The organism is Streptomyces sp. Act143, from assembly GCF_003143935.1.
Classification (GTDB): domain Bacteria; phylum Actinomycetota; class Actinomycetes; order Streptomycetales; family Streptomycetaceae; genus Streptomyces.
In genome coordinates, this window is record NZ_QFRX01000001.1 from 301,454 (window position 1) to 324,502 (window position 23,049).

The following is a 23,049-nucleotide window of genomic DNA, read 5'->3' on the forward strand; positions in this document are numbered from 1 at the left end:
AACGGAACACCGCCGTTCCCGCCGGCCTACGGCTGCTTCACCGACGCACGCAGCGCCGTTGATGGGTGTGTCTGCGCGGCGCCGAGGCCATCGGCCTGCACGGGACGGGTGCAACGGAGACCGCGGAGCGTCTTTCCTGCAGGTAATGACCAGTACTCCGTCCACCGCTGCCCGGACCGGACCGGTCGTGGCGGATGCGCGGATGCCTCCCACCCATACCAAGGAAGGGGGCAGCCCATGGCACCCTTCAACACCGGGTGCCGATCCCCCGCGCGTCCCCAGTCATCCGGCGGGATACGGCCACCGGAACGGATCGGCGGCTTGGCCGGGCCCGGGCCGCCGGTGGCTGTCGGCGGTGGAGGGTGTTTCAGTCCGATCCTGCCGGGTCGGACTGCGGGATGCCCTGGTCCGGCAGGCCCGTTGTGGCGTCCCACAGGCGGGTGAACTGCCTGAGTCGGTGCTCGACGTGGGCGGGGCGGGCATTGAGGGAAAAGACGGCGGATCGTGACCCGGCGCGCCCCCATCGCCTCGGTCTGTGCGTCCAGATACGGCCCCGCCGAGTCCGTGCCCCAGAAGCGCTGGTCGACGGAGCTGCTCGTGGCGTCGATGGTCCGCTGGGCGCACTGCGTGAGCCGGATGAGCCACTCGTTGTTGTCCCGTGGCCAGTGCGCGCTCATCCCGGTCAGGTCAGTGACGACGGAGGCGAGGCTCTCGACCTCTGAGCGGGCGAACGCCTTCACGATCTCCGGCCCCTGCTGACCGACCCGCCTCAGATTCTTGATCAGGCGCTTGGCGTCACTGGTGCTCATCCCTGCATCGTCGAGATCGCTCAGCAGGGCGGCTGCGTCACTGAGGTGGTCGAAGTGCTCCTCCAGCCGCCGACTGCCCTCCATGTGACCGGTCTCGAGCGTGCCCAGCCGCTGTTCGAAGTCGACCATGTACTGGACGATGAGCGTGGATCCACCGATGACGACGGCCACCGCGATCTTCCACAACTCGTCGCCGGACTGCTTCACCAGATTGGTCAGCACGTACGCGACCATGCTCACGACGACGGTGATGAGGATCTTGAGCACGAGCGGCGCGACGTGCACGCCACTGGTGGCCGGTCGTGGTGTGCCAGGATCTCCCTGCACGTTTCTCTCCCCCCCAACCGGCCCCGGATGCGCTCGGTGCGTGCCTCCTGCTCGGGCGGACACCTGACGAAAAACGCGCGGCCTGGGCCAGAGCCCCCTGCCCCCGTCTGGCACCGAACCGCACCGCACCGACGGGAAACACGGGCGATGCACACACGCGGACGGGCTGCGCAGTGCGGCGGCGCTGTGCAGCCCGTCGAGGGTCAGTTCGCGTGCAGTGGGCCTGGTGGTCGGGTGGTTGTTCTGGTGGGGGTCACGCGGTGGCGACCGGAGCGTCTGGGTTTGCTCGTGGGCACGCGGGTGGGCCGGGCCGCCGTTCGGGGACCCTTCGGTTCGGGCCAGTACAGCAGGGCCAGGGCCAGAAGAAGCGGGCCTGCGGTGAACAGGGTGAAAATCACCTCGCCACCTGCCTCGCGGACGCCCTCCGCCCGGTGCGGGCGGGCCGGCGGCGGGCCTCCGCGGCCAGCAGCAGGCGTAGTTGGGGCGGCGGGTGTTCGATGCGTACGTGTCCGCCCCTGCGATGCCAGCCGTCCAGTGCGGACAGCAGGGCGCCGTCGGCGAACTTCAGACGGTGACAGTCCAGGATCAGCGTGCGGTAGCCGTGGACGGCGGCGGTGACCAGCAGGGTGCGCAGCGGGCGGCTGCTGAAGTGGTCGGCCTCTCCGGCCAGGGCCACATGCAGGGTGTGGGCGCCGGAGGTGGTGCAGGAGAGTGTGAGTATGTGGCCGGGCGCGGCGTCCGCGCCCTGTTCGGTGGGGGCCACGGCCTTCCCAGCCGGGGCGGTCAGTATCGGAGGGGTCGACGTGCTGTTCATGCCCGTACCAACGCGTGCGGCCCCCCTCGCGGACATGGCCCGCGACCGTTGTTCACCCCTTCACGGGGTGGATGTCCCCGCACCGGAGGAACATCCTCACCCGCTCGGGTACAACCCGCGCCGGCTGCGTCACAAGACGGCCCGTGCGGAAGGGGGATGCCGGTCCAGCTTCTCGGCCGGCCTCGCCTTCGGGCCGAAGGGGTGGTGACCGAGGTGTTCGGCGTGCCGAGGGCCATCTCGACCTCGCCCGGTCCGAGAACGCGCGGGAGAGTGCGGGGCGTGCGTAGAAGTGGCTCGCCGCGATGGCCGCTGCGGCGGCGGTTGGCCAGGTCCGTCGGCACCGGGTTGCGATCAATAGCCAGGTCGTCGCGGGGCATCAGATAGCCGAACAACTTGGAGCCGCTGGCGAGCCGGCGCTTGATGGTCCGAGCCGACAGACCCGCCTCACCGTCGCACCACCGAGAAGAGGACCTTCAGCTCATAGGCGGCGGCCAGCAGGGTGTTCGGCCGACAGCGTGCCGCCACGGCCTCGAAGTAGTCGTCGACCAGGGCGTGCCCGAGCGATGCCGCGCCGACTCCCGCGGCCGGACCCTGCCCGGGAGTTCGACTTCGGTGACAGACAAGAGATGCCTCGCCGCTCACCACGCTTGGCCGCTCTCCGTCTGGAGTAGGGCGCCTGAATGGTCACCAACGGTGTTCTGATGAACCGCCACTCCCCCACCCCGACAGGCAGGACGCCGCCGTCTTCGGCCGGCAGCCTCTGGCGCTGCGACCGGGCGCGATCGGACCAGATCGAACACGTACGATCAGCCGGTTCCCGCCTGTCCAAGGAGTTTTTGCCCGATGACCATCATTCCGCCACCCCGTCCGGTTGCCGGCCTGCTGCCCGTGCAGCAGCTCACCCGTCTTGAAGACGGCGAGCGGCTGCACAGCCTGCTGTGGAAGGCGGGCGACGGCTGGCGGATGGTCAGCAGCGCCGTTCTCGGCGGTGGTATCGGGGAACGTTCCTGGGTCCTCAACGCCCAGGTGCCCCACGGCTACCGACGTACCGACCCACACCGTCACCTCGCCGAGCTGGCCTGTGAAGCCGGCGTCTGCGGGCCGGGGGTCGGGCTGATGACCGCCGCCGATGTCCGGGCGTTCGGTCACGCCTGCGACGGCGGGGTGGAGGCCGTCGCCACCGTGGGGCTGGGAGTCCGCGGCTGGGCTGCCGCCCCAGAGGACACCGTCTTGGCAGCGGCACCCGGCACGATCAACGTCGTGGTGGCGCTGCCGGTGGTTCTGACCGACGCGGCGCTGGTCAACGCGGTGGCCACGGCCACCGAAGCGAAGGTGCAGGCCCTGCTCGATGCGGGCTACGACTGCTCCGGCACTCCCACCGATGCGGTGTGTATCGCCGCCCGCACCCCGGGCACCGACGACGAGGCCGTCCCCTTCGCCGGGCCTCGTTCCCTGTGGGGCGGGCGTGTGGCCCGCGCCGTCCACCGAGCCGTACGCACTGCAGCCCAGCCGTGAGGTGACACATCAGCTCGGCGAGTTCCTGGCGTGCCGAGCGCCATGGTCTCCCGATCGATCGTGGGCCGTGCCGTGCCGTGCGGTGCCCGGCGGCCCGCGTCGTGACAGGCCGGGCGCGGGTCTCGTTACGGCGCGCACGGCCAGGTGAGCTGTCTGTCTGCCGATCCGCTCCAAGACGTACCAGCCATACAGCTCCCGGTCCCTTCGACCGGGCTCGGCCGCTGCGGCTGCGCGTTGAGTCCGGCGTCAGCTTGCTGGACTGGCGAGACGCGCCAGGACGATGCCCCCGACGATCAGGGCCAGTGCGGATATGCGCAAGAGAGTGACGGGGTCGCGGTTGATGATGATCCCGAGCGTGATGGCGCCGAGAGCGCCGATGCCGGTGAAGACGGCATAGGCGGTCCCCACCGGAATGGTTCGCATGGCGAGGGTGAGCAGGTAGACCGCGCCGGCGGCCAGCAGGAAACACAGCGCGGTGGGGAACGGGCGGGTGAAGTTCTGCGTGGGCTTGATGCTCTGGGACCAGCCGATCTCCACCGCTCCGGCGAGGGCGAGGAAGACCCAGTTCATACGGCCACCTTCGAGGCGAGATCGCCACCGAGGTCGCGCGCCTGTTTCAAAGCCTCACTGAAGGAGGCTTCTTGACGGTCCCTCAGGTCGGCCAGCAGCGGATCGACCACGGAATTCGTCAGTTCGGCGTGCAGGAAGCGGACGTCGGTGATGGCGAAGTGACCGGCAGCGAAGTCCTGCAGATAGCGCGCCTGGTGATCGAGTGCGGCCTTGGGGGCGCCGGGGAGATAGGAGCCGCCGCGGGCGCCGGCCACAACGATGGTCCGTCCGGTCAGCGACATGCGGGGGAAGGTGACCTGGTCGATCCATGCCTTCAGGGAGGCCGGGACGCCGTAGTTGTACATCGGGGTTGCGATGAGGACGACGTCCGCTGCGACGAGTTCGCCGAGGAGCGGCTGGACGATCTGCCAGGCGGCGACCTGGTCGGGGGTGCGCGCGCCTTCGGCAAGCCGGTCGAGGGCGGTGATCTGGTCGGCGAGGAGGTTGTCGCATATGCCGGTCCAAGCCTCGGTGATCTGGGGCACCGGGTCGGCGGCGAGGTCCCGGTGGGTGACCGTTCCGCCGGCCTCGCGCCACGCGTCGGCGAATGCGCCGCCGATCTCGCGGGAGAAGGAGCGTCGCCGGGCGCTGGCGTCGAGATGGAGCAGGTGAGGCATGGTGAACCCTTCCATCGGAATCCGTAAGTGGACGTGCCGTCCACTTAGGTCAGACCCTAGCAGTAAGCGGACCATGCGTCCACTTACTGCGGTAGACTGTCGGCATGGATGAGCCGAGCAGTCTCCTGGACCTGACGGCGGGGCTCTCGGCCGGCAAGCAGGAGCGGGCCGATGCCGCGCGGAACCGGACGCGTGTCCTCAACGCCGCCGCACGTCTGTTCGCCGAGCACGGCCCCGGCGGCGTGAGCATGCAGGACATCGCGCGAGCCGCCGGCGTCGGCAAGGGCACCCTCTACCGGCGCTACCCCGACATCGCCTCGATCGCGGTCGCACTCCTGGACGATCACGAGCGGACACTGCAGGAGAAGCTGCTGCGCGGGGAGCCGCCCCTGGGCCCCGGTGCCCCGCCGGGCGAGCGGCTGGCGGCGTTCTACGAAGCCATGGCCGAACTCCTCGACCAGCACACCCACCTGGTGCTGGGCACGGAGACAGGACGCTCACGGTTCGCGACAGGCGCCTACGGGTTCTGGCGCACTCACGTCGCAGCACTGCTGCGCGAGGCGGGGACAGAAGACCGGGAGGCGATGGTCGACCTCCTGCTCGCACCTCTCGCACCCGAGGTCTTCCAGTTCCAGCGGGACCAGCTCGGACTCGATGTCCGACAGATCGCCCGCGCACTCACCGCCCTGGCACGCAGCGTCGTCCCGAACGCCTGACCTTCCTCACCCAAGTCGCTGTCACCGCAGGGCCTTTCCTCACACAAGGTTCATCGCACGATCGCGGCCGCGGTCACCGCCTGCGGGGGGGGCGCCGTCGTTCCGGGTGCGGTCCCAAGGGCCGGGAAACCAGGCGCAGCCTGTGGGAGGAGATCGTGCCGCTCGGCTACAGGGGCAGCTACCAGCGCGTCCGCGCCAATCTGCAACCCACTGTCCCGAGCTCGATGCCCTCGCCCGGCACGACCGGTCCTTCGCGGTCATACTCACCCCGCGCCAAGGCGAGCACCTGCCGGCCTGACTCGGCGCCGCCCGGCAGGCACGGTCGAGCTCGTCGAAGGAGAAGAAGCGGTCGCCGCAGCCGCGCTGCTTGCGGCGCAACGCCCTGGCGGCGGTCCAAGCGGTGGCGAGCCAACCTCAACCGACTTCGCGCAGTCCTTGCTCCGCCATCACCGTCCATCCCGCTGTGCGATATCGGGCAATGACAGAGCGTCACCCGCCACAAACCTTCAGCCGGAACCGCTACCCGAGAACAAGGCCGAGGTGCGGTGGACTGCGCGGTGGCGTCCGTCGAGCGTTCGCACAGGACATCGAGGAGTTCGGCGATGCCGCCGGCGTTCTGGGCGTCTGGGAGCAGGTCCTGCTGGTGGTGGCTTCGGACGCGGGCACAACTGCTCCTGTGCGGCTGAGTGCTGTGCCGGATGGCCGGGCGGGGCCGGCTCAGGTGGTGGTGTCCGGTCCGGTCGGGCGGCCCGCTCCTGCTGTTCTCGTCGTCGTGGGGGGTTCTGCCGCGTCCCGGTGTGTGACTGCGGCACCGGTGGGGGGCGTTGCCGTGAAGTAGTCGAGCGTGCCGGTGATGTTGAGGAGCCGGTCGAGCTGCGCAGGCCGGTCGTCCAGATGCAGACGTACCTGTGCCGCGGTGGCGCGGCGGCCGATCATCAACAGAATCGACAGCCCCATGGAGTCGACGATGCCGATTCCCGCACAGTGCAGGTGCAGGTCTTTGAGACCAGGCCGGCCCGAAAGCTGGGCGGTGGCCTTCTCCAGAAGGAGGTCGGCGGTGTCGTAGTCGATGTCTCCGGTGATTTCTATGCGGACCGTGTGCTTGGTGTCGACGGTGGTCAGGTGGAGTGCGGGAGGCAAGATGGTCATGCGAGCGTTCCGGCTGCGGTGTGGTCGGTGGTGAGGGCTTCGATGCCGCGCTTGAGTACGCGCGATGCCCGGGGGAAGTCTTTGAGCTCGCGGGCGAAGAGGTTCAGGGCCGGCGGCAGGGACTGCGCGGGCACTTTCCTGGCCCGCAGAATCCGAGCGGTCCAGGTGATGAACCGGGTGAAGAGGTCTTCGTCGCCGAGGTAGAGGGCGGCGGCGAGGAACTCCACGATACGAGCGAGGTCTTCCGCCGTGCGCTCGCGCTGCATGTCGTCGTAGGCGTGCATGGCTGGCAACGCGTCCTGGAGGGCGAGGAAGACGGTCCGCACCAGGGAGTCGCTGTTGCGAGCGACCAACGTGTATTCCTGGTCGGCCAGGTGTGGCAGGTCGTCCAGCTCCTGGTGGTCGGTCTGCGGGCGCGGCAGCGGGCCCTCGGCGAGCCGGTCGGCGGCCGCACGCGCGTCCGGAGCCCACGCCTGGGCGCCGAGCAACTGTGCGTAGCGGCCGTCGGATCCGAACGCGGCGCCGCCGACCAGGACCGGGACTCCGATGGCCTGGCACGCGGTGATTGCCGCATGAGCGGCGGGAAGCCTGGTGGGAATCGAGCTGGACAGGGCCACCGCGTCGGCCTTCGTGGTGTGCAGGTGGGAGATGAGGTGCGGTGCGGGTACCTGCGCTCCGAGGTAGTCGACCTGCCAGCCGCGCAGCCTCAGCACCTCGGCCAGCAGCCGCGCGGGCAGCGCGTGCCATTCACCGTCCACGCACGCCACCGTGATCCGACCTCGGCTGGGCGTCGGGCGGGCGGTGGGGTGCAGGGCGAGTGCGGTCACGGCGCGTTCGTTGATGGCCGTCGCGGCGTGTTCCTGCGCGACGCTGATGCGGTTCGCGGCCCATTCCTCGCCGACTCTGACCTGGACCGTCGCGATCACGTCCAGGAGGACGGTCTCGGGGTCCAGGCCCTCGTCCAGGGCGCGCAGGACGACGTCGGTGGCGGTGTGCTCATCTCCGGCCGCCACGGCGTTCCACAGTCGGCCGGCTATCTCGCGGGTGTGGGTGGGTGCGGCAAAGGCGGGCGAAGTGCTGGTGCTCATGCGGTGTACCTGCCCCGGGTGTGGCCGTTCACCGCGCTCAGATGGTGGGTGCGTGGTGCAGAGATCGCGACGACGGCCATGTCGTCGTGGCCGCGGTTGCCCAGCCACTGCGAGGCGAGCATCTGGACATGTTCCACGATGCCCTCCGCCGGCATACCGGCGCACTCGGCCAGGGCGCGCTGAAGGCGTTCTTCACCGAAGAGGGCGTCGCCGAGCGGGCCGCCCCTGGCATCGGTGATTCCGTCGGTGTACAGGATGCAGGACTCCCCAGGGGCGAGGGTGACGGTCGTGGTGCGGGCCCTGATGTCTGGCAGGGCCCCGATCAGGGTGCCGCGGGTGTCGGCTTCCTCAACCGTTCCGTTCGAGCGGATGATCAGAGGATGCGGATGGCCCGCGCTGGTCAGCCGCACACGCACCCCGTTGTCCTGGCGGGCTGCGGAAGCCAGGACCAGAGTCGCGAACCGGGTGTGATGCGAGTTGAGCAGTGCGGTGTTCAGCAGATTGAGCATCCGCTGGTGATCGTCGGCCAGGGGCAGCAGGGCGTGCAGCGTGTTGCGGATCTTGCCCGTGAGAACGGCGGCTTCCAGACCCTTGCCGCACACATCGCCCAGCGCCACCAGCGACGGCTCCCCCTCGCCGGCGCCGGGGTGGACATCGTAGAAGTCCCCGCCGACCCGCTCGTGATCCGCCGACGGGCGGTAGCTGCCGGCGAAGTCCACACCGGAGATCTGGTGCAGCACGGGGGGCAGCAGATCCCGCATGAGGACCTCGGTGATGGCTGTTTGCTCCGCGTACAGGCGGGCAGCTGACATCGCCGCTCCGGCACGTGCGGCGAAAAGGCGGGCGAAGACCTCTTCCTCTTCAGTGAAGGCGGCTCTGCCCTCCTTGCGCAGCAGGACCAGCGCACCGGCCGGGACGCCGTGCCCGGGCAACGGAGTGATCACTATCGCCCCGATGGGACCGAAGCCCTCGGGAATCATCCAGTGCGGCGCCGCGGAAGCGTCAATCCACCGGGACGGAACCGGCGGGAACCCCCTCAGGGCCTCACCCAGACCGGGAACCTCGTCAGGATCGACCGCTTCCTGGGAGGCGGCGGGAGCGCCGCCGCGCAAGCAGGACACCACGGGCAACCGGCGGCCGCGGGACGGTGCGATCACCAGGGCCGCGTCGGCAAGGTGATCGGACGCCATCTGCGCGGTCACGTCCATGCAGCGCCCCAGATTCAGCGAGGACAGCAGGGCGCTGGACGCCGCCGCGAGGAACGCCGTCTGCTCCCGCTCCATACGCAGGGCTTCACGGGCCAGTTGGTGGTCAGTGTCGTCCACCAGCCACCACGCCACCGTGCCGTCGTCCCGCACGCTGGAGTGCGCCTCGAAACGGCGTCCTTCGATCACGCCGGACGGTGGCAGCTCCGGCTCCTGCACGCCCCGCAGGCCGGTCAGGCACGTTGAGCGGTGGGCCGCGGCGAGCCAGGGTGGGACCACATCGGCAAGTTGCGCTCCGGGGCAGGCTGCGGGCAGCACGACCTGAGCGGCTTCGTTGTGCGTCGTGAGGATGCCCGCCGCGTCAGCGACCAGCACCGGGTAGGGGGCACTGCCCCATGGGAAGTCTGGCTCCGCGCCCATCTGCGCCTGAGTAGAAACCAAATATCGAGGACCCGCTGCGCGAGTCCCTCACCTCACCAACCCCGAAGAAATCATTGTCGTCAGGCAACGATCTCTCGCGAATGCCCGTCTGGCAAGTCGCTTCCCGCCAAGCCTCTCACCTACCCATACGTGAAGGTTCCGTGCACACAACTCCCCAGAGGCGCCACGCAATGGGGTTCAAGCCACAGAAACAGCAGGGCACCCGCCGCCTGTCCGCCTCGATCTTCACAAGGATGCAGATCATGCGGCGAAGCGGAGGCGGCCTGCCGTCAGCGCGCCGCAGCCGCAACGGCCAGGAATTCACTCGTCGGCGTGAAACCGGGGCGCTTTCGCTCACACGGATCGGATCTGGTCGGCAAACAGCGCAAGCCCACTGCTCGCCAACACAACCCGGTCCAGGCTCAGGACGTGTCTCTCGTCGTGCAACACCAGTGCCTTGAGGGTGCGTACACCCTGTCAAGAGGCTGCCGTCGCGGCGCGCCTCGGCATCGCCCCGGCTGCTGAGGCGCCGCCAGTGCCTGAGGTGCTTCAGCAGCCACAACGGAGAGCTCATTGCCGCAGTTGGCTGCGCATCATGGATCTCGAACCCCAAGGCCGCGCGCGCAGCGCCGACTTGGCCGTCCATCGGTCCGGTTGCGCATCTCACGCGTCGCACTCACGTCCAGCGGCACCTCCCCCACACCACGCTCAAGACGAAGGTCTTCACCCCTGGTCTGACCCGTCGGAACTGCCGACACCCACCCCCGCTTCTGATCACGCCCCCGACACAGCGGCCGGTGCCCCGAATGGGCGCACCGGCCGCCCTGTTAATGGCAGGGAGTGACCACCAGCAGACTTCGGGCCAACGTGTTCGTTGCGCGTGACGGCCTTCCGCCGGTTCATCGAGTGGACGGTGGCCGGGTGCGAGCCGGTGTTCGTCGTCGCCGACGTGATCCCCAGCGCCGACTACGCCCCGCGCAGCGGTGATCACTTCACGGAGCCCGCCATCACGCCCTGGACGAAGTAGCGCTGGAAGGCGAAGAACACCACCAGGGGTACCACCAGGGACACGAAGGCTCCGGGGGCGAGGACGTCGACGTTGCTGCCGAACTGCCTTATCTGGGACTGCAGTTGCACGGTGAGGGGCTGGGAGGAGGCGTCGGCGAAGAGCAGGGCGACCAGCATGTCGTTCCAGACCCACAGGAACTGGAAGATGGCGAGGCTGGCGATGGCCGGCCTACCGACGGGCAGGACCAGTTGGCGGAAGATGCGCCACTCGGTTCCGCCATCCATGCGTGCGGCTTCGAGCATCTCCTTGGGTATCTCGGCGAAGTAGTTGCGCAGGAGGAAGATGGCGAAGGGCAGACCGTAGGCGACGTGGAAGAGGACGACGCCGGGGATGGAGCCGAACAGGCCCAGCTGGCCGAAGAGTTTGGCGACGGGCAGCAGGCCGATCTGCACCGGGACGACCAGCAGTGCCACGACGACGAGGAAGATGGCATCCCTGCCGGGGAACTCGAGCCAGGCGAACGCATATCCCGCCAGTGCCGCGATGAGAACGACCAGAGCGGTGGTGGGCACCGAGATGAGCACGGTGTTCCAGAACGCCTGGGTGATGCCCGCGTTCTTCAGCAGTGCTGAGTAGTTGTCCAGGGAGAGCTGGCCGGGGTGGGTGAAGGCCGTCCACCATCCACCCAGTGCGGAGTCCTGGGCTGAGCGCAGCGAGGAAAGGAGCAGGCCGGCCAGTGGGGTGAGCCATATCAGCGCCATCACCGCGAGGACCGCCTGGATGAGGGTGTTGCTGAGTCCGCGCCGGATCGTGGTCATCGCTGGCTCCTTCGGAAGCGGCGGACGTTGAAGGCCATGGCCGGGACGACCAGGAGCAGCAGGAGCACGCCCAGGGCGCTGCCCAGGCCTTGGTTGTTGCCGCCGCCGAAGGAGACCAGCCACATCTGGGTGGCCAGGACGGTGGCGTCCTCTTGCACCGGTCCGGGCGCGATGATGTAGACGAGGTCGAAGACCTTCATCACGTTGATGACCAGGGTGACGAAGACGACGGTCAGGACGGGGGCCAGGAGCGGCACGGTGATGCGGCGGAAGATCTGCCATTCGTTGGCGCCGTCCATGCGTGCGGCTTCCAGGGCGTCGCGCGGGAGCGCGGCGAGTCCGGCGCCGATCAGGACCATGGCGAAGCCGGTCCAGATCCACAGGTATGCGCCGATGATCGCGGGTGTGACGAGGGTGGGGCCGAGCCAGGACACGCCTTCGTAGGGCTGTGCGAAGTTGGAGGCGGGCAGCTTGAGGCGGTAGGCGCCCGCTCGGAGGTCGGTGAAGCGGAAGGAGCCGTCGGCGCCTGTCGTGGTGGTGGCGACCGTGTCTCCGGTGTCGTCGACTGCCTGGATCTGCATCTCGGGCAGTCCGCTTTCCCGGCGGTCGACCTTGCCTTGTGTGCCGCCGCCGCCCGGTGTGAAGTCCAGGTACACGGTCCCGCTGATGGTGTCCGCGGGCGCCGCGCGGCCGGCTGCCGGGTAGGCGGGCTGGGCGCCTGCGGGGATGTCGTGGGGAGCGACGCCGACGAAGCCGAGGTTGACGCCGGTGCCCGGGGCGACAGTTGTACTGGTCCGGTAGGAGCCGTCCGTCTGGGCGGTGAGGCCGTGGCCGTCGCGGGCCCGCGCCGTGGGGTAGGCGGAGGTGCCTTTGAAGGCGTCGTGGACGCTGACGACGGCGGCGTTCAGCACGCCCTTGGAGGGGTCCTGGTCGTAGGCGAGGCGGAAGATGATGCCGGCGGCGAGGAAGGAGACGGCCATCGGCATGAAGAGCAGCAGTTTGAAGGCGGTCGCCCAGCGGACCTTTTCCACCAGGACGGCGAGGATCAGGCCCAGGCCGGTCAGCAGGGTGGGGGCCACGACGACCCAGATGGCTGTGTTGCGCACGGCCTTCAAGGTCGCGGGGTCGCGGAACATCTCGGTGTAGTTGTCGGCGCCGACGAAGCGGGTGCCTGAGGCGTCGAAGAAGCTGCGCCCGACGGAGAACACGACGGGGTAGACGACGAGTGCGCCCAGCAGGAGCAGCGCGGGGAGGACGAACAGGAGGGCGATCGTGCGGGCCCGTCGGGTGCGGCGAGCCCTGCCGGGGGCGCCGGTGGGCGCCGGGCGGGGGGTCTGTCTGATCAACGTGGTCGTCATGGGTCGATCAGTTCTGGTAGGCCTTGGCGGCGGCGGTTTCGAGCTTGGCTGCGGTGTTCTTCGGGTGGGAGGGGTCGCGCAGGAAGTCCTGGAGGAGCTTCCACTCGCCGGCGCCCTTGGTGCCGCCGAAGGCCGCGGGCGCCTGGTCGGACATGTCGAAGCGGACGGAGTCGCCGGCTTCGACCAGGGACTTGGCGGTGGCGCGGGCCACGTCGTCGTTGTACGAGTCCAGGGGGACGTTCTTGTTGGGCGACAGGTAGCCGCCGGCCTTGGCCCAGACCTTGGACGCCTCCGGCCTGGCCAGGTATTCGAGCAGTGCCATGCCCGCCTTGGCGTTCTTGCCGTCCTTGAGGACCACGGCGGCGTCGCCGCCGCTGACGACGGGGGCCTTGCCGCCGCCGACGGGCGGGAAGGGGAAGAAGTCGGCGTCCTCGCCGATGGTCTTGCCGAACTGGTCGTGGGCGACTCCGCCGACGAAGTCTCCTTCGTAGACCATGCCGGCGTCGGGCTTGGGTCCGAAGACCTTCTCCACGGAGCCCGGGAAGTCGGTGTTGAGGGCTTCCTTCTGGCCGCCGGCGAGGAGTTCCTTGTCCTTGAAGACCTCGCCGAGAGTGGTCAGGGCCTGGACCACGGACGGGTCGGTCCACTTGATCTGGTGTGCGGCGAGCGCGTCGTACTTCTCCGGGCCGGCCTGGGAGAGGTAGATGTTCTCGAACCAGTCGGTGAGGGTCCAGCCGTCCTGGCCGGCGACGGAGAAGGCGGCGAGGCCGGAGTCGGAGATGGTGTGTCCTGCCTTGAGCATGTCGTCGAAGGAGGCGGGTGCTTCGACGCCGGCCTGGGTGAAGGCGTCGGGGCTGTACCAGACCGTCGACTTGTGGGCGGCCTTGAAGTAGAGGCCGTAGAGGGTGTCGTCGACGCTGCCGTACTTCTTCCACACGGGTGCGTACCCGGCGTCGACGGACTTCTCGGTGGTGGCGGACAGCGGGGTGAGCCAGCCGTTCTGTGCGAACTGCTGCAGTACGCCGACCTGCGGGACCATCACGACGTCGGGGGCGTTGCCGCCTTCTATCTTGCTGCCGACGACGGTGGAGACGTTGTCACCGGTGGAGATGAACTGGGTCTTCGCGCCGGTCTTGGCGCTGAAGGCGTCGAGGACCTTCTGGAAGTTCTTCTGTTCGGTGCCGGACCAGACACCGGCGACGGTGACCGTCTGGCCACTGAGGTTCTTGGCGCCGCCGCCCGCGGAGACGGGCTCGCTGCCGCCGCAGGCGGTGGCGCCGAGGGCGAGGGTGAGGGCGATGCAGCCGGTGAGCAGGGTCGTACGTCGTCGCGTCATCGTTGATGTCCCTTTGTTAGCTGGTGTGGGCGGGCTGAGTCAGAGGTCGTTGATCCACCACGCGGCGGTGGAGCCGGGGAGGACGCCGGGGGGCGTGGGGCCGCTGGCGAGGAGAGGGGTGCCGGCGACCGGCGCGGGGACGGGTTCGGTGCCGAAGTTGACGGCGCAGACGAGTCCGTCGCCGCGCTCGAAGGCCAGGACGCCGGGCGGGGTTTCGAGCCAGCGCAGGGAGCCTTCTCCCAGGTGGGGCAGGGTCGAGCGCAGGTGGAGTCCGTCGCGGTAGAGGTGCCAGAAGGAGCGGGTGTCGGCGAGGGCGCGGTCGGTGGCGTACTCGGCGAAGTAATCGGGTTGGGGCAGCCAGGGCCGTGCGGTGTCGGTTCCGGAGGTGAAGCCGAAGGGGGAGGCCTGTCCGGACCAGGGCAGCGGGACCCGGCAGCCGTCGCGGATGCGGGCCCGGCTGCCGGTGCGGCGGAAGATGGGGTCGGTGAGGACCTCGTCGGGCAGGTCGATGACTTCGGGCAGGCCGAGCTCTTCGCCCTGGTAGATGTAGGCGGCTCCGGGCAGGGCCAGCATCAGCAGGGCGGCGGCGCGGGCGCGTGCGGGGCCGAGGCCGCTGCCCTCGGGGGTGAACTCGCCGTACCGGGTGACGGTGCGGACCTGGTCGTGGTTGTTGAGGACCCAGGTGACCGTGGAGCCGGTGCCGGCGATGTCCTGCATGGCCTCGGAGATGACCTTGCGGAAGGCGTCGTCGGACCAGGGCGCGCTCAGCAGGTCGAAGAAGAAGGCCTGGTGGAGTTCGTCGGGGCGGACGTACAGCGCGTGCTGGCGGGCGGTGGGGACGGAGACCTCGCCGACGAGCAGGCGTTCCGATCCGTCGCGGGCGGTGTATTCCTCGCACACGGCCCGCCAGTGGCGCCAGACGTCGTGGACCTCGGGCTGGTTCCAGGCTAGGGGGTTGACGGAGTCGCGGGTGCGGGCGTCGGCCTCGGGGTCGTGTGAGTCAGGCAGGTCCGGGTGCTTGAAGAGGCCGGCGGCGACGTCGATGCGGAAGCCGTCGACGCCCCGGTCGAGCCAGAAGCGCAGCACGCGGTCGAACTCGGCGGCGGTCTCGGGGTTGCGCCAGTTCCAGTCGGGCTGGTCGGGCGTGAACATGTGCAGGTACCACTGGCCGGGCCGGCCGTCGGCCTCGGTGACGCGGGTCCAGGCGGGGCCGCCGAACATGGCGTGCCAGTTGTTGGGGGGCTGCGCGCCGTCGGGGCCGCGGCCGTCGGCGAAGTGGAAGCGGGCGCGCTCGGGGCTTCCGGGCGGTGCCGCGAGTGCCTGTCGGAACCAGGGGTGCTCGGTGGAGCAGTGGTTGGGGACGATGTCCAGCAGGACGCGCAGGCCGAGCCGGTCGGCGGCGGACATCAGCCGGTCGAACTCGGCCAGGTCGCCGAAGGTGGGGTCCACGTCGCAGTAGTCGGCCACGTCGTAGCCGTGGTCGTGCTGCGGGGAGGGATAGAAGGGGCTCAGCCAGATGCCGTCGACTCCGAGCTTCTTCAGGTAGGGCAGCCCGGCACGGACTCCGGCGAGATCGCCGATTCCGTCACCGGTGCTGTCGAGGAAGCTGCGGACGTACACCTGGTAGATGACAGCGTCGCGCCACCAGTGCTCCATGTTCACTGCCTGTCTCTGCCGTAACTGGTTATGCATGCATGTTAAGTAGCAGTGTCAGTCAGGTGTCAATGAGAAGCGCGCAAGCTGCGCTACATCGGTCCTTTATATAGGCATATTTCGGTGCGCTACGGGAGCGAAGAGCCCGCCATCCATACCTAACAAGTAACTAGGAAGGTCAGTGGGTGCTTACGGCGTCGAGCTCACGGCTGAGCCGGCGCACCGCCGCTTCCGGCGTCTGATGGCCCGTCAAGGCGTCCTGCACCGCCGCCTGGACGACCAGACTGACCTGGTCGTAGCGCGGGCTCTTCGGACGCGGTGCCGCATGCAGCACGCTCGAGCGCAGAATCGGCAGGTAGGGGAACTGCTGCACGAGGTCGGGGTCCTCGTACAGCGCGGCCCGTACGGGCGGCAGGGCGCCCCGCGTGAGGACCTGGCGCTGCACCGCCTCACTGGTCAGGTAAGCGATCAGGCGGGCCGCGGTGTCCGGGTGCCGCGCATGCGCGCTCACCGCCAGATCAGAGCCGCCCAGCACACTGCGTCCGGGGCCGTCCAGGCCCGGCAGGGGTACGACGCCCACCTTGCCCGCGACGGCAGAGCCGGGCGCGGAGGCGCTCGCGAAGGCGTAGGGCCAGTTGCGCAGGAAGAGCAGACGGCCGTCCTCGAAGGCCTGTTTGGACTCCTCTTCCTTGTAGGTGAGCGCCGCCCGGGGAATCCAACCCTCCCGGACGCCGCGCGCCAGGAAGCCGATGCCCTGGCGCGCCGCCGCCGAGTTGACGGTGACACGCCGCCCCTCGTCGCCGAGGATGCTTCCGCCGGCCGAATAGACCGCCTCCGCGGCGTTGACGGTGAGGCCCTCGTAGGGAAGGAACTGACCCGCGTAGCCGCCGAGGCCGTACTTGGGTGCGATGGTCTTCGCGGCCTCCTCCAGCTCCGCCCAGGTGTGCGGCGGTGACACGCCCTCCTTGGCGAGGATGTCCTTGCGGTACAGCAGCAGCCCGGCGTTCGTCACATAGGGCACGGCGTACAGCTTGTTGTTGTAGGTGGCCGTGTCGACGACCGGCGGCAGGAAGGACTTGAGCGGGAACCTGTCACGCGCGAGGGGCCGCAGCCACCCCGCCGCCGCGAATTCCGAGGTCCAGGCGACATCGATGTTCAGGACGTCGAACCGGCTGCGTTCTCCCCTGCGCAGGTCGGTGACCATCTGCGCATGGGTCTCGTCGGCGGAGTCCGGCAGCTGCACGAGCGTGATCTGCTCGTCGGGGTGAACACGGTTCCAGTCCCCCAGTACCGACCCCAGGTAACCGGTCAGGTCGCCGGCGGTGGCCAGCGTGAGCGGACCGCGATCCGCATCTGCGCCGTCGGCGCCCGGCCTCTCGGCAGGGACACACCCGGCGAGCAGCACACCGAGAGCGAGGAGACACTTACCCGCGGTCGTCGTCCACCGCATCGGTCCCTCCCAGAGCCACCCGACCCGGCACCATCACCTGAGTCAAGGGCCATGTATACCCGTTAGGTATGGGCGATACTAGGGGCCGGGAGATTTCACGACGACAGGAGGACCGCGGTAGTGCGCCTGCCCCTCCTGGCACTCCTCGCGCGAGGACCCGCACACGGCTACGAGCTCAAGCAGGGCCTTGAGCAACTGCTGGGGTCCGCGTACCCTCAGCCGAACATCGGCCAGATCTACGTCACCCTCGGCCGTCTCGAGAAGCAAGGCCTGATCGAGGGCGAGGACGTCGAGCAGTCCAGCCGTCCCAACAAGAAGGTCTACCGCCTGACCGCTTCCGGGCAGGCGGAGCTCCGCACCTGGTTCGACAGACCAGAGGATGAGCCGCGCGTCCGAGACGACTTCTTCATGAAGTTGGCTCTGGCCCCGCAGACCGGCATCGCCGATCAGATCGCTCTGATCAACAAGCAGCGCCGGCAATACCTCAATTCCATGCGCAACCTGTCGAAGCTGGCCGCCGAGGAAGACCGTGCCAACCGCATCGCCCACCTCCTCATCGAGGGTGCGATGCTGCACCTGCAAGCCGATCTCGATTGGCTGGAACGATGCCAGGAAGAGCTGGAGGAGCTGGAGTGAACGACCATCCCGCTCCCGCACTGCGCGCAGAAGGCCTGCTCAAGACCCACTACGGCGAGAGCGGCCCGGCCCATGCCGTACGCGATGTCGATCTCACCGTCCGGCACGGAGAGTTCCTGGCCGTCACCGGCCCCTCCGGCGCCGGGAAATCGACCCTCCTGCACCTGCTCAGCGGACTGCAGCGCCCCGACAGCGGCAGCGTCTGGCTGGACGGCGAACGCACCGACACCTGGGGCGAGGCCCGCTGGGCGGTCGAACGCCGCACACGCATCGGCATCGTCTTCCAGTTCTTCAACCTCGTCTCCAGTCTCTCCGTCGCCGACAACGTCGAACTGCCCGCCCTCCTCGCCGGCCTCTCCCCCAGGCAAGCACGTACCGAGCGGCAAAAACTGCTGGACGAGCTCGGCCTCACCGGCAAGGAACGCAGCCTGCCCGCCGAACTCTCCGGCGGCGAACAGCAACGCGTGGCACTGGCACGGGCCCTGGTCAACCACCCCCCGCTGCTGCTGGCCGACGAACCCGCCGGAAGCCTGGACAGCAAGGGCACCCGCGAGGTGATGCGGCTGCTGTCCCGCTTCCACCAGCGCGGGCAGACGATCGTGCTGGTCACCCATGATGCCCGGCTGGCCAGCGCGGCAGACCGGGTGATCAGCTTCTTCGACGGCAGGATCGCCGACGACGCCACACTCGACAGCACCCCGTCACCGCGACCGGGAACGTCCGGAGTGCTCAAGCTCAACAGCTGAGGTGCGCACGTACGGCGACACCGGAGGGGATGAACTGAATGCGCGCCACCTTGCGCTGGGCCCAGTCCGATCTGCGCACGCACCGGGGCGAAGCTCTGTTCCTGGTGCTGGCCACCTGCGGCATCGCCATGTCGCTGCTGCTGGCCACCGCACTCTTCGGCTATGCCACCAACCCCTGGCAACGCGTCTTCTCCCAGACCCGCGGAGCGCACGTCTGGATCCACACCGGCACCTCCACCGACCTCGAGAAGCTGTCAGCCGTAAACGGCGTCGAGGCCGCCGCCGGCCCCTACGCCACCAGCAGCACCACCCTCGCCTCCCGGGGCGCCCGCGCCACGGTGGAACTGCGGGCCACCCCGCACCTGCCCGGCGTCGACCGTCCCCTGCTGACCGCCGGACGCTGGCTCGACCCGCGCACCCCCCGGGGCGTGGTGCTGGAAAGCCAACTGGCCCGCGCCCTGCTCACGAGCCCCGGAGACGCGCTCACCCTGCAGGGCACCTCCGAAAAGATCACAGTCGTCGGCGTCGCCGACAGTGCGGAAACCCACTACAGGCCTGGCGGAAAACCCGGGCTCGTCTGGGCACTGCCGGCCGCTGTGCAGCGTCCGGACGGCCAGGCCATCGGGCTGCGGCTGATCCATCCGGACGACACGGACTACGCGATCCAACGCGCCGTCACCGTGCTGGGCGCCGGCGCGATCGACGACGTCTCCACCTGGCAGCAGGCACGGAACGAAGCACAGGGCGAGAACCGCCTCATCGGCCAGGTGCTCGGCCTGTTCGGCGTCGGCTCCCTGCTCGCCGCCGGACTCGCGGTGCACGGTGCCATCGGCACCCGTATCCGCGGCCATCTCCGTGACATATCCGTCCTCAAAGCCGTCGGCTTCACCCCCGGACAGGTCGTCCGCACCTTCCTGTGCCAGCACGTCGCCTACGCGGTGGTCGGAGCACTGGCAGCCGCAGCGGTCACCGAAACCGTCGGCTCCCATCTGCCGGGCCGGCTGGGAGACGCCGTCCAGGTGTGGCGCGTCCTTCCCGGGCACACCGCGGCACAGATCCTCATCCCGGTGGCGGTGGTGCTGTTCATCGCCGCGACGACCGGCCTTGCCGCCTGGCGGGCGGGGCGGGTACCCCCGGTGCCCGGAGCCCGCGCCGCGGCGACATCCGGCCACCGCGCGTTCCGCTCCGGCCGACACCCGCAGCGCAGCCGCCCCCGCATCACGCACCGCACGTCATTCAGCACGGCACGCCCCCTGTCCGCTGCGACACGGCGGGCCATCGGAGGCGGCGTACCGGCCGCCCTGGTCCTGGGCCTGCACGCGTTGATCGCCCGGCCGATCCGCTTCGTCTCCAGCGTCGCACGCCTGGCACTGCCCCTGCTGCTGGTCGTCGTGGCCGTGAGCGCCTGGACCACCCTCGACCGCTTCCACAGCCAACCCGAGAGGTTCGGCGCCCCGGCCGCGCTGACCGTCCGCTCGCACGAGGGACTCAGCGACCAGGAAGTCCGCGAACTGCTGCTCGGCCTGCCGCAGATAGCCGCGGTCTATCCGGGCGTGGAGGTCGCCGCCCTGGTCCCGGGGCAGACGGCGACCATCGCCCTGCGCGGACTCGGCACCCGCCAGTCCCCCTATCCCGTCTCGCTCGCCGAGGGCAAGGCCGCGACCGCCCGTGACGAGGCAGTGGCCGGGCAGGGACTTCTGGACCTGCTGAACGCGAAGGTGGGCGACTGGATCCGCGTGACGGTCGGCGACCAGCCCCAGGTCCTGCACATCGTGGGCCGCAGCATCGAGCCGGAGAACGCCGGCCGCGTCATCACCACCTCACTCGACACCCTGCGCGAGAACGACCCCAGCCTCGGCCCGGCTCTCTACCAGCTCCGTCTCCGACCGGGCGCCGACCCGCACACGGTCGCGCGCCACGTGCTCACCGCCGGCGACGACCGACTCGACGTCCACACCGTGCCCGGCCCGGCCGACGAACTCTCACCACTGCGCGGCGTCGTCGCCGGCCTGATCCTCGTACTCGCCCTCATCGCCCTCATCGAGGTGCTCACCACCATCGCGGCCACCGTCCGGGAGAGCGAACGTGATCTGTTGGCGCTGAAGGCGATCGGCCTGTCGCCGCGCCAGATCACGGCCATCACCCTCACGGCCACGGGCTGCACCGCCCTGGCCGCATGCGTCGCAGGGGCGGGCATCGGCATGCCCCTGGCACGCTGGCTCATCGACACCCAAGGACGATCGAGCGGCATCGGATCGGGGATCGCCCAGAGCCCGCCACCGGCACTGTTGGTGATCTTCGCCTTGGCCGCCGTCATCGTCTCGACCGGGCTGGCAGCGGTACCGGCCGCACGGGCGGCGCGGCGCCGACTGGCGGACTCACTGGCCGCCGCAGCGTGAGCAGCACGTGACGCCGCGGCCTGCACATCGGTCTTCCGCACATCGGTCTTCCGCACATCGCAGCTCCTGAACTTCGATGTGCGCCGACAGCAAGCGCGCCCGCCCCGCGCACACCGACCTACCGACGGCGCACCCTGTTGCGGTGCAGTTCGAGAGCGGCGGCCGCTCGGTCACGACTGCCATGGTGAGCACGCCAGGTACGCAAAGTGTCCAGCAGGACGGCAGGGCCGGGAGATTCGACATCGCCACCAGCACCGCTCGGAAGACGTTGGCGCACCTGCGTGACATGGGCGAGATGCGCACTGAGCTGGTCGTGGGCTCCTTCCCGCCGACGCTTGGGGGGGCTCGGCCTCGGTACGAAGGAGCACAAGCCGCCCGAGCGCGGAAGCTGGGACGATGACCGGGCCCCTTCGCCCCGTCACCACCTCTCAATGCACCCGTGCGAGCCACCAACTGGCGCCGCACGAAGCCAACATGCCGGGGCCGCTGAGCCGACGTCACAGACACACATGGGGTGCGCAACCACGGAAGCCGCCCAGGCCCTGTCGTTGCCATGCCCAGTGTCAGGCGTCAGCCGGCCATGCTGCGCGGCGCGGGCATATTCATCAGCCGCCGTGACGGTCGCCGCGTCCTGCACGCGGCGACCGCCCTCGCGTTGTTCCTCCTCGACACCAGCGACAGGGTGCTGTGACGACCTGCAGGTTCAGGACGGGACGCAGACCTCCGCGCCCTTCAGGGTTCCCTGGCCTACGACCTCGATGAGCGGACGGACACAACCAGCGGCGAGATACGTGGACCAGGTCTCAGTGCCGGTGTTCATACCGGGTGTCAACGGCCCGTGGACGTTGCGACTGAAGTTGGCCCCGCCACCAGTGTTGTTCTGCCAGCCCAGCCGTACGTGCACGGCGTCTCCCGCGCGCTTCCAGTAGCCGACCCCGATGACGCCGTTCTGCCCGACCCGGCCGGTGACGTCGATGCAGAGATCGCCGTTGCCGAGGTCAGTGCAGCGCTGGACGTAAGCCTCCGGGGCGGCCTGTGCCGGGGTGGCTGCCGCCGCGGGCACCAATACGCCGATCAAGGTGGCACCCAGTGCAAGGGCAGAAATCTTCATGAGTCCTCGATTCTTTTCATCAGCTGGTGAGCGAACGAAGGGGTTGAAAGCGTGCCGGAATGCAGTGCGACAACGTGATCTGCGGCGCTTCGCCGAGCCGGACCATCATTTCCATCACCGTCGAAATCGCCGCCGTGTCCGTCCAGTGAACACTCGGTCTCGGGATGGACGCCTGACCCGCGCATCGCACAGCCGAAAAAGCAACAGTCTCGGACGCGGAGGGCCTTCGTCTGGGCATGTGCTCGGCCCCAGGTGCACCAAGTCGAAGGCCGTGAGGACGATTTCGGGCCACGGTCCTGGTGCAACCGTGGCCGTGGGGGGATGGCGGCCTGCCATTCCTCGTACAGGCCGCCATCCGCCGACACCTGAGTCAGCAGTTGTAGGCGTACCAGACCGGTGCGAAGTTGTAGCTGGAGAATCCGTGGATCGTCCCGTTCACCTCACGGCCCGGGATGGTGTCGATAACGGTGAACAGCCGGTTCTTGAACGAGGCGGCCGTTCCTACCGTTTGGTTGTTCCATGCCGACCCCGCGCCGTTCCACTGGACCAGCCGGTAGTCGTTGCAGACGTAGAGATCGAAGCGGGTGCCCTTGAAGTTCGGTTGAGTGTAGAGGCAGAGCCGCCCGTAAGCGCAGTCGCCGCCGTCGCCCCGAGCCGGTACGCCATCCACACCGTCAACGCTCGCCTGCGAGTTGTCGTTGGAACCCGCCGGTGCGGACCAAGCAGGGCCGGCGAGAGTACCGGTGGTGAGCGCCAGGGACGCAACGACGAGTGCTGCCCCTTTTCCAAAACGCATGGTGATGCCCCCTCGTTGATGGTCGTGCGGTCCGCACGATTGTCATCTGCCGAGCGCGTCGGCCACCAACAATTCAACGAGCATGGAAAAGTGGCAGAGCCGGACACATCAGAACACGTCGACTCATCCGAGCTCCGCATCGTCCCGGCCGCCCATGCACCGCCGACAGTCCTTGCGTTCACACACGAAGCACGCCCGTCGAGGCGGCCGAAGCAGCTCATCACGGGCTGACGACAGTCGTTACTGCCCCATCCCTGTCAGATAACTGCCCGAAATCACGAGGCCTCTCAGAGGGCGTCTGAGGTAGGCAGATTGTTCTGATACCCCAGTAAGTTCCTCGCCAGGTGAGGGCGGTCAGGTCTGCTGCTGCCTCGTGCTGGCATCAATGACTCCGCGGAAGGGCTCGACCATCTGCTTCGAATGCTCGCCGAGCACGGCGATAGTCCGCAGGGCCCCATCCCTGTGGCC

General features: G+C 69.0%; 23 protein-coding genes. 7 read left to right on the forward strand and 16 right to left on the reverse strand.

Features of this window, described 5'->3' with window-relative positions:
* Positions 1 to 26: 26 nt before the first annotated feature.
* The 3 genes from DI272_RS01350 to DI272_RS45040 form a co-directional block, all read right to left on the reverse strand.
* Positions 27 to 1,136, reverse strand: coding sequence for a hypothetical protein (locus DI272_RS01350; protein ID WP_146238299.1), 1,110 nt, complete (start codon positions 1,134 to 1,136; stop codon positions 27 to 29).
* 394 nt (positions 1,137 to 1,530) lie between these two features.
* Positions 1,531 to 1,950 carry an STAS domain-containing protein gene (locus DI272_RS01355; protein WP_181387048.1) on the reverse strand — a complete coding sequence of 140 codons (420 nt, stop codon included), beginning with the start codon at positions 1,948 to 1,950 and terminating at the stop codon, positions 1,531 to 1,533.
* A 444-nt stretch (positions 1,951 to 2,394) separates the two neighbouring features.
* Positions 2,395 to 2,595, reverse strand: coding sequence for a hypothetical protein (locus DI272_RS45040; protein WP_258314415.1), 201 nt, complete (start codon positions 2,593 to 2,595; stop codon positions 2,395 to 2,397).
* A 198-nt stretch (positions 2,596 to 2,793) separates the two neighbouring features.
* Here DI272_RS45040 and DI272_RS01365 point away from each other — a divergent pair, with 198 nt between their 5' ends.
* Positions 2,794 to 3,465, forward strand: coding sequence for an adenosylcobinamide amidohydrolase (locus DI272_RS01365; protein WP_109493296.1), 672 nt, complete (start codon positions 2,794 to 2,796; stop codon positions 3,463 to 3,465).
* Between the two features lie 246 nt (positions 3,466 to 3,711).
* On the opposite strand, the gene DI272_RS01370 is transcribed toward DI272_RS01365, so the two are convergent.
* Positions 3,712 to 4,035 carry a multidrug efflux SMR transporter gene (locus DI272_RS01370; protein ID WP_109493297.1) on the reverse strand — a complete coding sequence of 108 codons (324 nt, stop codon included), beginning with the start codon at positions 4,033 to 4,035 and terminating at the stop codon, positions 3,712 to 3,714.
* Positions 4,032 to 4,691: an FMN-dependent NADH-azoreductase gene (locus tag DI272_RS01375; RefSeq protein WP_109500623.1), complete on the reverse strand. Its 660-nt coding sequence runs from the start codon at positions 4,689 to 4,691 to the stop codon at positions 4,032 to 4,034. Before DI272_RS01375 ends, DI272_RS01370 begins: the two co-directional genes overlap by 4 nt.
* Positions 4,692 to 4,795: 104 nt before the next feature.
* On the opposite strand from DI272_RS01375, the gene DI272_RS01380 reads away from it, so the two are divergent.
* On the forward strand, positions 4,796 to 5,407 hold the full coding sequence (locus DI272_RS01380; RefSeq protein ID WP_109493298.1) for a TetR/AcrR family transcriptional regulator: 612 nt from the start codon (positions 4,796 to 4,798) through the stop codon (positions 5,405 to 5,407).
* 717 nt (positions 5,408 to 6,124) lie between these two features.
* On the opposite strand, the gene DI272_RS01385 is transcribed toward DI272_RS01380, so the two are convergent.
* The 3 genes from DI272_RS01385 to DI272_RS01395 are packed head-to-tail and all read right to left on the reverse strand — an operon-like array spanning position 6,125 to position 9,269.
* The gene (locus tag DI272_RS01385) at positions 6,125 to 6,556 is read right to left on the reverse strand and encodes an STAS domain-containing protein (RefSeq protein ID WP_109493299.1); all 432 of its coding nucleotides are present in this window, start codon (positions 6,554 to 6,556) and stop codon (positions 6,125 to 6,127) included.
* Positions 6,553 to 7,644: a B12-binding domain-containing protein gene (locus DI272_RS01390; protein ID WP_109493300.1), complete on the reverse strand. Its 1,092-nt coding sequence runs from the start codon at positions 7,642 to 7,644 to the stop codon at positions 6,553 to 6,555. The genes DI272_RS01385 and DI272_RS01390 overlap by 4 nt, the downstream gene beginning before the upstream one ends.
* Complete coding sequence (locus tag DI272_RS01395; RefSeq protein WP_109493301.1) at positions 7,641 to 9,269, reverse strand: PP2C family protein-serine/threonine phosphatase; 1,629 nt, start codon at positions 9,267 to 9,269, stop codon at positions 7,641 to 7,643. Before DI272_RS01395 ends, DI272_RS01390 begins: the two co-directional genes overlap by 4 nt.
* Before the next feature lie 880 nt (positions 9,270 to 10,149).
* Between DI272_RS01395 and DI272_RS44365 the strand changes: the two genes are divergently transcribed.
* Positions 10,150 to 10,296, forward strand: a complete 147-nt coding sequence (locus DI272_RS44365; protein WP_181387049.1) for a hypothetical protein — start codon at positions 10,150 to 10,152, stop codon at positions 10,294 to 10,296.
* On the opposite strand, the gene DI272_RS01400 is transcribed toward DI272_RS44365, so the two are convergent.
* The 5 genes from DI272_RS01400 to DI272_RS01420 form a co-directional block, all read right to left on the reverse strand.
* Positions 10,257 to 11,096, reverse strand: a complete 840-nt coding sequence (locus DI272_RS01400) for a carbohydrate ABC transporter permease (protein WP_109493302.1) — start codon at positions 11,094 to 11,096, stop codon at positions 10,257 to 10,259. The two genes, DI272_RS44365 and DI272_RS01400, sit on opposite strands and share 40 nt — an antisense overlap.
* Entirely contained in the window at positions 11,093 to 12,454 is a 1,362-nt protein-coding gene (locus tag DI272_RS01405; RefSeq protein WP_109493303.1) for a carbohydrate ABC transporter permease, read from the reverse strand. Before DI272_RS01405 ends, DI272_RS01400 begins: the two co-directional genes overlap by 4 nt.
* 7 nt (positions 12,455 to 12,461) lie before the next feature.
* A complete protein-coding gene (locus DI272_RS01410; RefSeq protein ID WP_109493304.1) occupies positions 12,462 to 13,790 on the reverse strand; it encodes an ABC transporter substrate-binding protein in 1,329 nt (442 codons plus the stop codon).
* 39 nt (positions 13,791 to 13,829) lie between these two features.
* Entirely contained in the window at positions 13,830 to 15,446 is a 1,617-nt protein-coding gene (locus DI272_RS01415; protein ID WP_258314416.1) for a glycoside hydrolase family 13 protein, read from the reverse strand.
* 175 nt (positions 15,447 to 15,621) lie between these two features.
* Positions 15,622 to 16,893 carry an ABC transporter substrate-binding protein gene (locus tag DI272_RS01420; protein ID WP_109493306.1) on the reverse strand — a complete coding sequence of 424 codons (1,272 nt, stop codon included), beginning with the start codon at positions 16,891 to 16,893 and terminating at the stop codon, positions 15,622 to 15,624.
* A gap of 120 nt (positions 16,894 to 17,013) precedes the next feature.
* Between DI272_RS01420 and DI272_RS01425 the strand changes: the two genes are divergently transcribed.
* The 3 genes from DI272_RS01425 to DI272_RS01435 are packed head-to-tail and all read left to right on the forward strand — an operon-like array spanning position 17,014 to position 20,674.
* Positions 17,014 to 17,529, forward strand: a complete 516-nt coding sequence (locus DI272_RS01425; RefSeq protein WP_109493307.1) for a PadR family transcriptional regulator — start codon at positions 17,014 to 17,016, stop codon at positions 17,527 to 17,529.
* Positions 17,526 to 18,275 carry an ABC transporter ATP-binding protein gene (locus DI272_RS01430; RefSeq protein WP_109493308.1) on the forward strand — a complete coding sequence of 250 codons (750 nt, stop codon included), beginning with the start codon at positions 17,526 to 17,528 and terminating at the stop codon, positions 18,273 to 18,275. Before DI272_RS01425 ends, DI272_RS01430 begins: the two co-directional genes overlap by 4 nt.
* 38 nt (positions 18,276 to 18,313) lie before the next feature.
* Positions 18,314 to 20,674, forward strand: coding sequence for an ABC transporter permease (locus DI272_RS01435; protein WP_109493309.1), 2,361 nt, complete (start codon positions 18,314 to 18,316; stop codon positions 20,672 to 20,674).
* Between the two features lie 118 nt (positions 20,675 to 20,792).
* On the opposite strand, the gene DI272_RS01440 is transcribed toward DI272_RS01435, so the two are convergent.
* A complete protein-coding gene (locus DI272_RS01440; RefSeq protein ID WP_109493310.1) occupies positions 20,793 to 20,951 on the reverse strand; it encodes a helix-turn-helix domain-containing protein in 159 nt (52 codons plus the stop codon).
* Positions 20,952 to 21,227: 276 nt separating this feature from the next.
* On the opposite strand from DI272_RS01440, the gene DI272_RS44370 reads away from it, so the two are divergent.
* Positions 21,228 to 21,365 (forward strand): hypothetical protein, encoded by a 138-nt coding sequence (locus DI272_RS44370; protein WP_181387052.1) that lies wholly within the window; start codon positions 21,228 to 21,230, stop codon positions 21,363 to 21,365.
* A 12-nt stretch (positions 21,366 to 21,377) separates the two neighbouring features.
* Here the strand turns inward: DI272_RS44370 and DI272_RS01445 are convergent, their stop codons facing one another.
* Both DI272_RS01445 and DI272_RS01450 read right to left on the reverse strand, forming a co-directional pair.
* Positions 21,378 to 21,785 (reverse strand): hypothetical protein, encoded by a 408-nt coding sequence (locus DI272_RS01445; RefSeq protein ID WP_258314417.1) that lies wholly within the window; start codon positions 21,783 to 21,785, stop codon positions 21,378 to 21,380.
* 370 nt (positions 21,786 to 22,155) lie between these two features.
* Positions 22,156 to 22,581: a peptidase inhibitor family I36 protein gene (locus DI272_RS01450; RefSeq protein ID WP_109493311.1), complete on the reverse strand. Its 426-nt coding sequence runs from the start codon at positions 22,579 to 22,581 to the stop codon at positions 22,156 to 22,158.
* Positions 22,582 to 23,049: the final 468 nt, after the last annotated feature.

Bases quoted from the DNA above. Each gene is read 5' to 3' on its own strand.
- DI272_RS01355 (WP_181387048.1), bottom strand. From the start codon at position 1,950: ATGAACAGCACGTCGACCCCTCCGATACTGACCGCCCCGGCTGGGAAG.
- DI272_RS01365 (WP_109493296.1), top strand. From the start codon at position 2,794: ATGACCATCATTCCGCCACCCCGTCCGGTTGCCGGCCTGCTGCCCGTG.
- DI272_RS01370 (WP_109493297.1), bottom strand. From the start codon at position 4,035: ATGAACTGGGTCTTCCTCGCCCTCGCCGGAGCGGTGGAGATCGGCTGG.
- DI272_RS01375 (WP_109500623.1), bottom strand. From the start codon at position 4,691: ATGCCTCACCTGCTCCATCTCGACGCCAGCGCCCGGCGACGCTCCTTC.
- DI272_RS01380 (WP_109493298.1), top strand. From the start codon at position 4,796: ATGGATGAGCCGAGCAGTCTCCTGGACCTGACGGCGGGGCTCTCGGCC.
- DI272_RS01385 (WP_109493299.1), bottom strand. From the start codon at position 6,556: ATGACCATCTTGCCTCCCGCACTCCACCTGACCACCGTCGACACCAAG.
- DI272_RS01390 (WP_109493300.1), bottom strand. From the start codon at position 7,644: ATGAGCACCAGCACTTCGCCCGCCTTTGCCGCACCCACCCACACCCGC.
- DI272_RS01395 (WP_109493301.1), bottom strand. From the start codon at position 9,269: ATGGGCGCGGAGCCAGACTTCCCATGGGGCAGTGCCCCCTACCCGGTG.
- DI272_RS01400 (WP_109493302.1), bottom strand. From the start codon at position 11,096: ATGACCACGATCCGGCGCGGACTCAGCAACACCCTCATCCAGGCGGTC.
- DI272_RS01405 (WP_109493303.1), bottom strand. From the start codon at position 12,454: ATGACGACCACGTTGATCAGACAGACCCCCCGCCCGGCGCCCACCGGC.
- DI272_RS01410 (WP_109493304.1), bottom strand. From the start codon at position 13,790: ATGACGCGACGACGTACGACCCTGCTCACCGGCTGCATCGCCCTCACC.
- DI272_RS01415 (WP_258314416.1), bottom strand. From the start codon at position 15,446: ATGGAGCACTGGTGGCGCGACGCTGTCATCTACCAGGTGTACGTCCGC.
- DI272_RS01420 (WP_109493306.1), bottom strand. From the start codon at position 16,893: ATGCGGTGGACGACGACCGCGGGTAAGTGTCTCCTCGCTCTCGGTGTG.
- DI272_RS01435 (WP_109493309.1), top strand. From the start codon at position 18,314: ATGCGCGCCACCTTGCGCTGGGCCCAGTCCGATCTGCGCACGCACCGG.
- DI272_RS44370 (WP_181387052.1), top strand. From the start codon at position 21,228: ATGCCCAGTGTCAGGCGTCAGCCGGCCATGCTGCGCGGCGCGGGCATA.
- DI272_RS01445 (WP_258314417.1), bottom strand. From the start codon at position 21,785: ATGAAGATTTCTGCCCTTGCACTGGGTGCCACCTTGATCGGCGTATTG.
- DI272_RS01450 (WP_109493311.1), bottom strand. From the start codon at position 22,581: ATGCGTTTTGGAAAAGGGGCAGCACTCGTCGTTGCGTCCCTGGCGCTC.